Source organism: Deinococcus gobiensis I-0, from assembly GCF_000252445.1.
GTDB classification, from domain to species: domain Bacteria; phylum Deinococcota; class Deinococci; order Deinococcales; family Deinococcaceae; genus Deinococcus; species Deinococcus gobiensis.
Map to the genome: position 1 here is coordinate 232000 of NC_017790.1, position 11751 is coordinate 243750.

Sequence of the window (11751 nt, forward strand, 5' to 3'; positions counted from 1 at the left end):
CCCGGGGCCGCGCCGGACAGGATTCCGAGAGAGTCGCCCGCATACAGTGAAAAATGGAGCCTTCCTTTGACCCATCTCGACCGTACCCCACCCGGTTACCGCCTGCTGCGCCTGCTCGGCCAGGGCAAGACCTCTCAGGTTCACCTGGCCCTCGGCGACCGGGGGCAGGAGGTCGCCCTCAAGCTGCCGCACCCCGCCACCCTGGGCGAACAGGAGGCGGCCGAGCGTTTCGGCAACGAGGTCCGGCTGACCCTCAAGTTCCGCCATCCCCACATCGTGCGCGGCTACGCGGGCACCGCCTTCGGGCCGCAGGCGTACCTGGCGCTGCGCTACTACCCCGGCGGCCCCCTCAGCGAAACGCTGCTGCTGGCCCCGCAGGCGCTGGGCTGGGAGGCGCGGCTGCGCGTGCTGGCCGATCTCGCCTCGGCCCTGACCTACCTGCACGCCCTGGGCGCGGTCCACCAGGACGTCAAGCCGCAGAACGTGTACCTGGACCCGGCGGGCCGCGCGGCGCTGGGCGACCTGGGCAGCTCGTACTTCGTGGCGCAGGGCGGGCCGGTCAGCGGCAGCCCCTTCTATATGGCCCCCGAGATCTATCACGGCGAGGCGAGCAGCAGCGCCAGCGACGTGTACAGCCTGGGCATCCTGAGCTACGAACTGCTCAGCGGCCTACGCCCCTTCCTGGGCCAGAGCTACGAGGAACTGATGGTGGCGCACCTGACCCGTTTTCCGCAGCCACTCTCGCAGGTCGCCCCCGAACTGCCCCGCGCCGCCGCCCGCCTGATCGAGCGGGCCTTCGCCAAGCGCGCTTCCGACCGCCCGGGCGCCGACGAGCTGCGCCGCGCCCTGCTGCTGGCCCTGGGCGAAACCCCGGGCGACGAGCAGGTCGAGGAGGAGCCGGCGGCCCCCAGCGCCCCCGCTGCCCCTACCGGCCGTCACGCTGCGCCGGGGCGCGCTGCCCAGGCTCCGGCCCCGGCTTCTGTGCCTACCGAGCCGCCGACCCCGGAGCCGTCCGGGGACGCCGCAACGCCGCGTCCGGACCGCTGGCGGCTGTTCCGGCGTCGCAAGTAGCGCCTGGCTCAGGCCGGCGCTGTCCCGCTGGGGCGGCGCAGTTCGAAGGCCCCCGGCAGCGCCGCGAAGCCCAGGCGGCGGTTGACCGCCAGCATCGGCGCGTTGGTCGAGAGGTTGTTGGTCTTCATGCGGGTCAAGCCCGCCGCACGCGCCCGGCGGATCGCCTCCAGCTTCAGGGGCAGCGCCAGCCCCCGGCCCCGTGCGGGCAGGGTCAGGGCGGTCAGCTCGTTGTAGGCCAGGTCGCCGTAGCGCACCAGGGCCGAGGTGCCCAGCCACCCGCCGTCTGGTCCGGTCGCCAGCACCAGCCATTCGGGGTGCGGGTCGTGGTCCAGATGCAGCGAGGCGCGGACCTGCGCCGCTGACCAGCGCGGGTGTCCGGCGAGGTCGGGCGTCTCGGTGAGGCGCTCGGCGAAGAAGTCGAGATACCGGGCCAGGCGACCGGCGTCCGCCCCGCCCAGGTCCGTCAACGTGACGCCCTGGGCCGCCGCGCGCTCCAGATCGGGGGCAAAGGGCGCCTCGTCGAAGGTCGTCAGGTCGAGCACCGAGGCGAAGCGGTGCCGGTGCCGCGCGAAGCCCCGCCCCTGCGCCCAGGCGAGGCTGGCCGGATCGTCGTCGGCCACGCCGGCAGCCAGGGGGACCCCACCCGCTGCGGCCCGCACGGCCTCCCACAGCGCCGTGCCCACACCCCGGCCCCGCTGCGCGGACGGCGACCACCACCTGGGCGTGCAGGAATTCCGGCGGGTCGAAGGGGAAGCGGTGCAGCCGCGCCACCCCGGCCAGCCTGTTCCCGCTTTCCCAGACCCAGCGGCGAGAAGGCTCGGCGGGGTCGTGGCGGGCGTCGTCATCCAGCAGGCGCCCGGGGGTGGTCTGCTGGACGAGCGTGGCGTTCGTCAGGGCGGCCCAGGCGGGCGCGTCGGCGGGCGTGAAGGCGCGCAGGCCCATGCCTTAGCCCTGCGCCTTGACCATCTGCCGGATGGCCCCCAGGTGGTAGGCGACGTGGGCTGTCGCCCCGGCCAGCCCACCGGTCACGTCGCCGTCCAGCGGGCGCGTTTCCCAGCTCCGGGCGAGGGCCACGGCGCCCTCGTAGGCGCGGCGCACGCGCGACTGCACCTCGGTCCACTGGGTGTCGCTGACGGCGGCGGGCAGGAAGCTGCCCTTCCAGTCGAAGGGGCCGCGCTCGCCCCGGTCCCAACGCACCAGGACTTCGAGGTGCAGGGCCGTGTGCCGCGCCTGCCCGGCGACCGACGTGCCGCCCACGTCGCGGCTGGCCTGTTCGGCGCTCAGGGCTGCCAGGGTGGCGAGCAGCCCGTGGTTGCCGCTGCCGTCCCGGGCGGTGCCGTCCAGAAAGGAGGTGCCCTCGCCGGGGACGCCGCCCTCGACCGCCTCGCGCAGGAGGTCGAGCAGGCCTTCGATGGGAGACTGGACCGCGGGGTCTTCGCTCATGCCCAAGCCTAAGCCGCCCCTGTCTCCCTGCTCCTGCGCCAGATGGCTTAAGGACGCCGGCAGAGGAGTTGCGGCGTCCTCTTGCTGATCTATCTACTCCTCGCGGTAGGCGCCCAGACGGCGGAACCGGGCGGCGCGCTCGTCCACCAGACGCTGGGGGTCCAGGCCCGACAGTTCGTCGAGGTGCCGGCTCACGGCGTCGCCCAGGCGCGCGGCGGCGGCCTCGGGGTCGAGGTGCGCGCCGCCCGGCGGCTCGGGCACGACCTCCTCGACGATGCCCAGTTCCAGCAGGTCGCCCGCACTCACCTTGAGGGCCTCGGCGGCCAGTGGGGCCTTGCTCGCGTCCTTCCAGATGATGCTCGCGGCCCCCTCGGGCGAGATGACCGAGTACCACGCATTTTCCTGGATCAGCACGCGGTTGCCCACGCCGATGGCCAGCGCGCCGCCCGAGCCGCCCTCGCCGATCACGGCGCACACGGCGGGTACGCGCAGCCGTACCATGCGCTGGATGCTCTCGGCAATCGCCCAGCCCTGGCCGCGCTCCTCGGCCTCCAGGCCCGGATAGGCCCCCTGGGTGTCGATCAGGGCGACCACCGGCAGCCCGAAACGGTCGGCGAGGTCCATCAGGCGCGCGGCCTTGCGGTAGCCCTCGGGGTTGGCGCTGCCGAACCGGCGCTTGATCTTGGACTTGGTGTCGCGGCCCTTCTGTTGCAGCAGCAGCATGACCGGCCGCCCCTGCCAGCGCGCCGGCCCGCCGATCAGGGCGGGGTCGTCGCCGTAGGCGCGGTCGCCGTGCAGCTCGGTGAAGTCGCTGCACAGCCGCTCGACATAGTCCAGCGCGGTCGGGCGGCCCGGCGTGCGGGCCAGCCCTACCCGTGCCCAGCGGGTCATGGGCGCGGCGGGGGCCGGGGCAGCCGGGGCGGCGGCCTGGCTCCGCAGCCGCTCGACCTCGGCGCGCAGGGCCGTGAGGACGGCGTCGAGGTTCTGGCCGGTCTTGTGGGCGGTCGCCTCCAGGTCGCGCACGCGGGCTTCGAGTTCCCGCAGGGTATCGGCGGGCGCGCTCATGGCCGGGCCTCGGGGACTGGGGCCGCCTGCACGTTGAGGTCGGGGGTCTGACGCGTCAGGACGCCCAGCAACCGCGCGAGGTAGGCGCGCTGTTCGCGGCGGTCCACCACGTCGTCCACCATGCCGTGTTCGAGCAGGAATTCGGCGCGCTGGAAGCCTTCGGGCAGGTTCTGGCGGATGGTCTGCTGGATGACGCGCGGCCCCGCGAAGCCGATCAATGCGCCCGGTTCGGCCAGGATCACGTCCGCGATGGTGGCGAAACTGGCGGTGACGCCGCCGGTCGTGGGGTCCGACAGGATGCTGACGTACGGCAGCCCGCGCGCCATGAGGCCTTCGAGGGCGACCGTGGTCTTGGCCATCTGCATGAGCGACAGGGCGCTTTCCTGCATGCGCGCGCCGCCGCTGGCCGCCACGATGATCAGGGGCAGGCCCGCCTCGGCGGCGTGTTCGGCCGCGCGCGCGATCTCCTCGCCCACCACGCTGCCCATGCTGCCGCCCGAGAACTCGAAGTCCATGATGGCGACCGTCACCGGCAGGCCGTGGATGGTCCCGGTGCCGGTCAGGATGGCGTCGGGGCGGCCGGTCTTGGCCTGGGCGCGGCGCAGCCGCTCGGGGTACGCCTCGATGTCCACGAAGCCCAGGGGATCGGTGGGGTGCACCGCTCCCGAGCGCTGCGCGAAGCTGCCCTCGTCGAGCAGCACTTCGGCGCGCCGGGCGGCCCCCAGCCGCAGGTGGTGGCCGCATTTGGGGCACACGTAGGCATTGGCGAGGAGGTCGCGGTTGTACAGCCCCTCCTTACAGGCCGGGCACTGGGTCCACAGGTCCGGCATCTCCGCGCCCGCTTGCTGCTGCGGGCGGCGGCGCCGGAAAAAACGGTCTAACGCCATGAGGTCATTCTCCTTCTTGGCCGCATTCTAGTGTCGCCGTGCCCCCCCGATTGCACCGGGTTCAGACTCGGCGGCGTGCCCGGTTGCCGCCTAGCCCAGCTTGCGCTTGAGGTAGTCGTCGATCTGGGCGAGTTGCAGGTTGAGGTCGCGCGACAGGGTGTCGATCCGGGCATGGACCGCCTCGAGTTCGGCGTTGCCGGGCGTACCGGCGCCCAGGGCCCCGAGCCGCTGGTCCAGGTGACTCTGCAACTGTGCGAAGCGGCTGCCCTCCTGGGTGTCCAGGCTCACGCGCAGGGCCTCCATGTCGCGCAGCAGCCGGGCGCTGTCGGCCTCGGCGCGCAGCTTGGCGACCCCCACCCAGAAATAGAACACCAGCATGGGCACGAACATGACCGCCAGCAGCAGCAGCCCCAGCGGCAGGTTGGGGTAGGTGGCGAAACCCAGGTTTAAGGTGTGGGGATACATCAGAAAATTGGTGTTCAGCGCCGCGAGCAGGCCCAGCAGCACCAGAAAGACGATGAGCACCACGATCCGCATGGGTCACGCTAACATTCCGCCGCGTGGCGGGCCGTTGGGCGATGGTTCATGCAGGTGGTGGGCCGGGGGGCAGCTCCGCCGGACCCGCTCTCATCCGGTCCCGCTATACAGGCTCCCCGCGTCCCTGTAGGCTGGACGGGTGCTGTCCCTGCAAAAGGCCTCCAACATCCTGGGCGCGTTCAGTGCCGAGCAGCCCGAGTGGGGCGTTCGGGCGCTGGCCGCCCACCTGAACGTGCCGCGCGCCACCGCGCACGCCTACCTCGCGGGCCTGACCGAAGCCGGTTTCCTGCGCCGCACCCCGGCCGGCAAATACCGGCTGTCGTGGCACATCGCCGAGATGGGCGCGCAGCTCACGGCGGCGCTGCCCTGGTTCCAGGATGCGCGCGCGCTGATCACCCGGCTGGCGCTGGAGGTCCGGGCGGTGGCCTTCTTGTGCGTGCTGGAGGGCGAGGATGTGGTCGCGGCCATCCGCGAGCGCCACCCCGACGCCGACATCGACCTGCCGCTCGACGTGTACCTGCCGGCCACGGCCACCGCGAGCGGCAAACTGCTCTATGCCCACGCCGACCTCACGCCGCGCAGCTTCAGCGCGTGTACCCAGAGCAGCATCACCACGCCCGACGAGTGGCGTACCGAGGTCGCGCGGGTGCGCAAGCTCGGTTACGCCTACTCCATCGAGGAATGGATTCCGGGCCAGTGCACCCTGGGCGTGCCCTACCACTCGGGCGGCGCGGTGGTCGCCAGCATCGGCGTGCAGATGAGCGCCGAACGTTACCTGCGCGAAGAACGTCAGATCCGCGAAAAGGTGCTCCACATCGTGGGCGAGGCCGAAGACCTGGGCTGACGGCTGGGGGGAGCGCTACGCCCGCCCGAGGGCCTCGACCTCCCGTTTCAGGCCGTCCAGCTCGGCGCGCAGCTCGGCGGCGCGGGTGCCCGCCTGGGCCAGACGGCGCTCCTCCTGCTCGGTGAAGCGGGTATACGGGCTGATGGCGTCGCGCAGCCGGGCGTCGGCACGCTCCTGCTCACGTTCGTACTCGCGCCGGACGATCTGTTCGAGGGCGACGCGCAGTTCCGCGACCTTCTGGCGCAGCTGCCGGTGGGCCTGGATGCGTTTGTTGGGCAGCACGAACAGGCCCAGGCTGCCCAGCGTGAGGCCCGCCAGGATGCCGCCCGTGAAGTCCAGCGCCGACGCCCCCACCAGCACGCCCAGTGTCGCCCCGATGCCCAGCCCGCCCGCGAGGCCGCCGACTGCGCCCTTCATGGCGTCCTCGGCGTCGCGGGCGAGCTGGCGGCCCAGTTCCTGCTCGGTCGTCAGCTCCAGGTGGTCGCGCGCCGAGCCCGCGATGCCCTGAAGGAGCGCCGCGCGGTCGTAGGAAAAGCGGGTGCGGGCGACCTCGCCGCTGGGCTGGCGGCGGATCAGGAAGGCCTGCACGTCCTCCCAGAAGTGCAGGTTGGCCTCGACGAAGCGGTCGATCATGCTGCCGAACTGCCGGTCAATGGCGTCGGGGAGGTCAGCCACCGCCTCGCGCCGGAAGCGTTCCTCCAGCTCGCGGCCGTTGAGCAGCCCGCGCACGTTGCTGAAGCGCAGCTGCTCGTCCACGAAGCGGTCGGCGCGGAGCTCGAACTCGCTCAGCAGCCGGGCCACGCGGTTGAGCTGCCCGTCGAGTTCGCCCAGCATGGTGCCCCGGTGGTGCTCGCGCTGCTGCTCCAGGTCGCGCAGCACCCGCAGGTCCTCGCCCAGCACCTGCCTCGCGGCCCCGGCGCGGGCCTCCTCGCCGCCCAGCAGCTCGGCGGCGGTGCCCAGCGGCGAGGCGAGCTTGAGGCGGGTGCGCTCGGTCTCGGAGAGCCGCACTTTCAGCAGCGCCCGCAGCGCCGCGAAGCCCGCGTCCCCGCCCCGCTGCTCGCGCCGCGCACTGACCAGGGCCACGGGCGGGTTCAGGCCCAGCACTCCGCGCGCCCCGGTCATCACGAACTCCTTGACCTGCGCGGCCTGTTCGGGGGTTTCGAGCAGGTCGGCCTTGTTCACGACCATGACCACGCTGCGGCCCCAGCGTGCCGCGAGGCCCAGGAACTGGCGCTCGGACTCGGTGAAGGGCCGGTCCGAACTCGTCAGGAACAGCACGAGGTCGGCGCGGGGCAGGAAGCCTTCGGTCAGCGCCTGGTGCTCGCGGATGATCGCGTTGGTGCCGGGGGTATCCACCAGGGCCACGCCCTCCAGGCTGGGCAGCGGGTAGGTCAGGCGGCTCACGAAGGGGTCGCGCGTGGGTTCGAGCTGTCCCGGCTGCTCGCCGTGCACGAGGACATAGATGCGGTCGGTGGTCGGTGTGACGCCCTCGGGCAGCACCTGTGCGCCCAGCAGCGCGTTCACGAAGCTGCTCTTGCCCGCGTTGAACTCGCCCACCACCACGAGCAGGAAGGTCTCGTCCAGGGTGCGCAGCGCCTCTTTGGCGTGGACCAGGGCCTCGGGCGGGGCACCCTGAAGCTCCAGGAACGCCTGAAGGTCCGAGAGCAGCGTGCGCTCGCGCGTCAGCAGGGCCTGCACCGGGGGAGAGACGAGCATGAGAAGAAGTGTAGAGCCTCCAGCCTGACACGCAGGGGAGGCTCAGGAATTACGAAAAGCCGCTCAGTTGGCCGCGACTTTGCCCAGATTGGTCGGATAGATGGTCAGGTTGTATTCGTCGGTAGAATTAGGTAGACGCAGGAGTTGGCTCCCCGTTTTGCGCGTGGTGGCGAGACTGAGGGTGACGCCGGTCACGGGATTGGTGGCCGAAGTTGCCGCGCCGGTGGCAGAGAGAAGGGAGAACATGGTGTACGTGTTCGCCGTGGTGGTGTAACCGGTCGTCTCGACCGTGGGAGCAACGTAGTCGGAAAGGATATTGGGCGTATTGCTCGCCGGCACGGTGGGGGGAGTCGTGGGGGGATAGGTACCTGCCGAGAAAGCGGTGGACATCGTTCCCCGGTACTCGGCGAGAATCCAGGTGTCACCGTTGGGATCATCTGGGCCCGGATTTCTCCAGCTGTCGGCGCCTGTCTTCTTCACCCAGAGCGAGCGTTTGACCGGAAAGTAAGACAGGAAGCGGTAGCAGCCCTCCTGACTCGCCGGAGCTGTTGTCCCACAGCTCACCGTCAGGTCTTTGGGTGGGATGATCATGGCCAGAATGGGATCAGTGCCCACGGTCCAGACATTGGCGTTGGCACTATTTCCCGAAGGCCGCTGCGTCAGCTCCGAGTCTGTCATTTTAATGGTTGAGCCGGCTGGATAAATGTACCACGCTTCTTTCAGCTTGCCAGCGATCAGCTGCTGGGCATTCAGAATCTCCTGCTGCATCTCGGCTCGACTACTAGATTGGGCTGCCAATCGGCTACTTTGGCTGAAGTAGTTTACAAGTGCAGTGAGAACAATGCCCATGATTGCCATACCGACCAACAATTCCAGCAATGTAAAGCCGCTGTCGCTCTGATTCTTCATTGTGGTCCCAGAATATCGTAGGTCAGGGTAATATCCTGTGGACCGACGACTTGGCTGCCGTTCGGTCCGGACGCACCAGATTGAACAATGACACGGCGCATGGCTGGTATTTGTGCAGTTGCGCCCGAGCCGATCATTGCCCCCGTTGCCGCCGTACATGTGCTGGCCCGATTGATACTGTTGCTGGGAGCGGCGGAAATGCCCGTTCCGGTGGCCACCGCTCCTGTAGCCGTCAGAGGCTGTGCACGGGTATTCAGATTGACGAAATTGACAGTATATCCAGCTGGCTGACTCAGGTTCGGTGCACAGGCACTGTTGTAATTGCTTGCCGTTGACCAAGCGTTGCGGACATTTTCCATAATCTGTTGAACAGTTGAAGTCGTGTCCAGTTGTCTTTGTGCTTGTCTGTTCAGATTAAGTGATCCGGTCAGGGTGGCAGTCAATACGGTGGTCAGGATCCCCAAGAGAGCGATAGCGACGAGCAGTTCTATGATAGTGAATCCCTGATTTGCTAAGTCGTGTTGCGCAGGCCGGTGTTCCACTTACGATCCTGCCTTTGTCAGAATGACCTTTCCCGTCACGCCGACGATTCTAATTTCAAGGTCACCGATTCCGCTCATAGGACTCCTGACTGTATAGACACTTCCGACTGCCCCAGAAAGTTCACCATATGGTGCTTGATAGGTGACATTGGTGGTCGCACCGCCACTTGAACCTTTGAAAATGAGCTGTACGTTCCCAGGTAACGTTTTATTAACCGTATCAACTTTATAAGAAGTGTTGCCGCTGCTGCCGGGTAAGACCAGCACAACGTCTGCGCTGCCACGCTGAGATTGCGAACGTGCTCTACGCAGGTCGGTCGCCACCTGTGAGGCGGCTTCCCGAAGCTCAGCCGAACGTATACTCCGGATAATCCCCCAACTGAGGATAACCATAAGGATGGCAATAACTGACAAGACGACCAGGATTTCAAGAAGGGTGAATGCCTCTTGGCCGAGCCTACGCTTCACTTGGTGAAATCCTTTGTGGTGCCCTGCGTAGTAATCAGGGTGGAGAGGGAAGACTCCGAAGTCGAATCTTCGATAGCCCATTTGGGGGAGACTGGCCAGTATGGCGGATGCAGGCCCTGCTTCAGACGGCGATCATAGGAAAAGTTTCGGCCGTATCCAGGTGAGCTGTCGCCGACGATCCCGAAAGCCCCGTACCAGTTCTCTGTCAGACCACCGATAAGATTGACGTCTCCGCGGCTGGCGCCCCAGTTATAACCATCAACGTTGATTTCCCTCTCGCTGGCGAGGATGGTGGCGTGAATATTCAGGTTATTGGGCGCGTCTTTCTGAATAGATATTTCGCCTGACTGCGAATAAATCCCCAGAATATTCGTTGGATTTTTGGAGCATGTTTCCAGGAGCTTACAGGGGGTGTCCGACATCGTCAGGTCGGTGTCAATATTAATATTTCCCTGTGCAGCGAGTGTTATCTTCGAGAATGATGCCAATGCGGGAGGAGCCTCATCTATCGTCGTTCCAGTAAGATTGCCTGAGACTCTGGTCGGTCCGGCCAAACGCTTGATCTGGCTTCCATAGATTACCCCGTTGAATTTCCCACTTGGTGCTGGCGGCCAAGCCCCAGCTGTCTTCAGATACATATTACCGTCTTTATCTACGCGATACTCTTTGACTGGATTCCCCTTGAAGTTACTGATACACTTCTGCTGGTTTATCTGGTATCGGTAATAAGGAATATTGCTGTAATACTCTATAATACGTCTTTTATTAATCGATGGAGCATTATTGTAGCTGTCGCTAGCGACGAATCTGTTCAAGCTGTTGGAGTAGGTATCGGCATATGCCCAATACCCGGTATCCCATGTGCAGGCATCCGAAGTATTGTATATTTTGATATACTGATAGACTGGAGTAGTTTCCTGCCATTTGCCATTTTCATATTTATTTAAAGCCGAGCCGGACGAGTCGCCTGCAAACATCTCCAGACCGGAAGTCGCATCGTCCAGTGTAATCCCGGTCGTCCCATCTGCCAAAAGAATGCCGTTGCTGTCCTTGCCTGCAGCTGCATTCTGCTGATTATTGGCATTATTGGGAAGTGGTGAGAAACCTGCGGTAAAGTCCGGTGCCACGTCTGTATTGTCCTCTTTGCCGTCACCGTTGCTATCGAATACGACTTTCGTATTGTCCCTCATGCTTTTCAGAAGGGCGGCGTTCTTTTGGCTGTCTGTTCCGGAAGTGGCTGTATACGCATCGCCTCCTATGTAGACACCTGCTTCCTTGCTGCAGTTGAAGTCTGCGGGAACAATCTCCGGCAAATTGGTGCATCCCGCGCTCATTACCTCACCCTTGAACTGGGCCTGAGCATCCTTGGTAAAGAGAAATTTCTCGTTGGTAAATACAGAGCCTTCGAAAACCTGTCTATCAAAGTTGATGGATGGAGCTGTCGAATTTTTGTTGGCATAAGACCTGTGGTGCATCGTCCGAAGGACGTCCTGGTCCAGCGAAGGCAGAGAGATCTCAAACCACCATATTCCAGAGCCTGCATTGCTCCGTGCAGACAGGACTCGCGTGGATGACGCGTCATTGCCCCGCGCCGCCGTACTATCCACAGCCACGTAAAAACGGAATCGTGCGTCGGGAAACAGCTCGACTACCCGGAGTGGCCTTAATCGGAAAGTGGTGTTGGCCGTTGTCATTCTATTGCTCTTCGACCGCATGATGTCATTCCAGAATGACAGGCGTGAATCGGAGCTTGTGACGTCCTGTGGTTGTTCGGCTCTGGGGAGCTGGTTATAGATCAATGGATTGATCAGATCGGCAAGAATTTGAAATTGATTGTTCAAGGTCAAGATAGATTGTGACGGTTCGCATTTGCGTGCATTGGGATAGACTGTGACACCGTCTTTAAGCGGTGAAAAGTCAGCTCCACTGGTCCACTGCGTGGCATTATACGTACTTAAACCACAGAACAATGCTCCATATAGTCTGAGTTGGTCAATTTTTGTGGACGCCGGTACCTTGATGATATCTTCGTCCAATCCACTGGAATTTTTGACAGTTCCCTTGGAAAGTATGGTTTGTAGATCGGAAAGTTTACTGCGAATCAGACTGACATTCGACTCTGCGGTGTATTGCGCCCTCAGTGTCGCGGCCTGATCAGCCGTGTTCTGCCGACTGCCCAGACTCAGTTGCACGGTAGCCGCTAGGATGCCTGCCAGTAGGAGCATGGTGAATAGCACCACCACTACCAAGGTGGCCCCACTCGTTGCTA

At 65.2% G+C, this 11751-nt stretch carries 12 protein-coding genes; 2 read left to right on the top strand and 10 right to left on the bottom strand.

All coding sequences use genetic code 11. The features are described from left to right. Positions 1-66: 66 nt before the first annotated feature. Entirely contained in the window at positions 67-1071 is a 1005-nt protein-coding gene (locus tag DGO_RS01170; RefSeq protein ID WP_043800476.1) for a serine/threonine-protein kinase, read from the top strand. An 8-nt stretch (positions 1072-1079) separates the two neighbouring features. Here DGO_RS01170 and DGO_RS01175 read toward each other — a convergent pair whose 3' ends face one another. From DGO_RS01175 to DGO_RS01195, 5 genes are all read right to left on the bottom strand, one after another. Continuing rightward, positions 1080-1754 (bottom strand): GNAT family N-acetyltransferase, encoded by a 675-nt coding sequence (locus DGO_RS01175; RefSeq protein WP_226991410.1) that lies wholly within the window; start codon positions 1752-1754, stop codon positions 1080-1082. Positions 1755-2016: 262 nt separating this feature from the next. After that, positions 2017-2514, bottom strand: a complete 498-nt coding sequence (locus DGO_RS01180; protein WP_043800478.1) for a hypothetical protein — start codon at positions 2512-2514, stop codon at positions 2017-2019. Positions 2515-2607: 93 nt separating this feature from the next. Next, on the bottom strand, positions 2608-3579 hold the full coding sequence (locus tag DGO_RS01185) for an acetyl-CoA carboxylase carboxyltransferase subunit alpha (RefSeq protein WP_043800480.1): 972 nt from the start codon (positions 3577-3579) through the stop codon (positions 2608-2610). Then, positions 3576-4466 (bottom strand): acetyl-CoA carboxylase, carboxyltransferase subunit beta, encoded by an 891-nt coding sequence (gene accD, locus DGO_RS01190; RefSeq protein ID WP_014683641.1) that lies wholly within the window; start codon positions 4464-4466, stop codon positions 3576-3578. The genes DGO_RS01185 and accD overlap by 4 nt, the downstream gene beginning before the upstream one ends. A gap of 90 nt (positions 4467-4556) precedes the next feature. Further along, positions 4557-5003 carry a hypothetical protein gene (locus DGO_RS01195; protein WP_043800483.1) on the bottom strand — a complete coding sequence of 149 codons (447 nt, stop codon included), beginning with the start codon at positions 5001-5003 and terminating at the stop codon, positions 4557-4559. Between the two features lie 139 nt (positions 5004-5142). On the opposite strand from DGO_RS01195, the gene DGO_RS01200 reads away from it, so the two are divergent. Further along, complete coding sequence (locus DGO_RS01200) at positions 5143-5847, top strand: IclR family transcriptional regulator (RefSeq protein WP_014683643.1); 705 nt, start codon at positions 5143-5145, stop codon at positions 5845-5847. A gap of 15 nt (positions 5848-5862) precedes the next feature. Here DGO_RS01200 and DGO_RS01205 read toward each other — a convergent pair whose 3' ends face one another. The 5 genes from DGO_RS01205 to DGO_RS23120 form a co-directional block, all read right to left on the bottom strand. Next, positions 5863-7563: a dynamin family protein gene (locus DGO_RS01205; protein ID WP_014683644.1), complete on the bottom strand. Its 1701-nt coding sequence runs from the start codon at positions 7561-7563 to the stop codon at positions 5863-5865. A 63-nt stretch (positions 7564-7626) separates the two neighbouring features. Beyond that, on the bottom strand, positions 7627-8472 hold the full coding sequence (locus DGO_RS21525) for a PilW family protein (RefSeq protein ID WP_014683645.1): 846 nt from the start codon (positions 8470-8472) through the stop codon (positions 7627-7629). Beyond that, positions 8469-9014 carry a PulJ/GspJ family protein gene (locus DGO_RS21530; protein ID WP_145975218.1) on the bottom strand — a complete coding sequence of 182 codons (546 nt, stop codon included), beginning with the start codon at positions 9012-9014 and terminating at the stop codon, positions 8469-8471. The genes DGO_RS21525 and DGO_RS21530 overlap by 4 nt, the downstream gene beginning before the upstream one ends. Further along, on the bottom strand, positions 9015-9482 hold the full coding sequence (locus DGO_RS21535) for a type II secretion system protein (protein WP_145975219.1): 468 nt from the start codon (positions 9480-9482) through the stop codon (positions 9015-9017). Then, on the bottom strand, positions 9479-11674 hold the full coding sequence (locus DGO_RS23120; protein WP_145975220.1) for a hypothetical protein: 2196 nt from the start codon (positions 11672-11674) through the stop codon (positions 9479-9481). Before DGO_RS23120 ends, DGO_RS21535 begins: the two co-directional genes overlap by 4 nt. Between the last annotated feature and the right edge of the window lie 77 nt (positions 11675-11751).

Coding starts and splice junctions, on each gene's coding strand:
- DGO_RS01205 (WP_014683644.1), bottom strand. CDS start 7,563: ATGCTCGTCTCTCCCCCGGTGCAGGCCCTGCTGACGCGCGAGCGCACG.
- DGO_RS01185 (WP_043800480.1), bottom strand. CDS start 3,579: ATGAGCGCGCCCGCCGATACCCTGCGGGAACTCGAAGCCCGCGTGCGC.
- DGO_RS01180 (WP_043800478.1), bottom strand. CDS start 2,514: ATGAGCGAAGACCCCGCGGTCCAGTCTCCCATCGAAGGCCTGCTCGAC.
- accD (WP_014683641.1), bottom strand. CDS start 4,466: ATGGCGTTAGACCGTTTTTTCCGGCGCCGCCGCCCGCAGCAGCAAGCG.
- DGO_RS21525 (WP_014683645.1), bottom strand. CDS start 8,472: ATGAAGAATCAGAGCGACAGCGGCTTTACATTGCTGGAATTGTTGGTC.
- DGO_RS01195 (WP_043800483.1), bottom strand. CDS start 5,003: ATGCGGATCGTGGTGCTCATCGTCTTTCTGGTGCTGCTGGGCCTGCTC.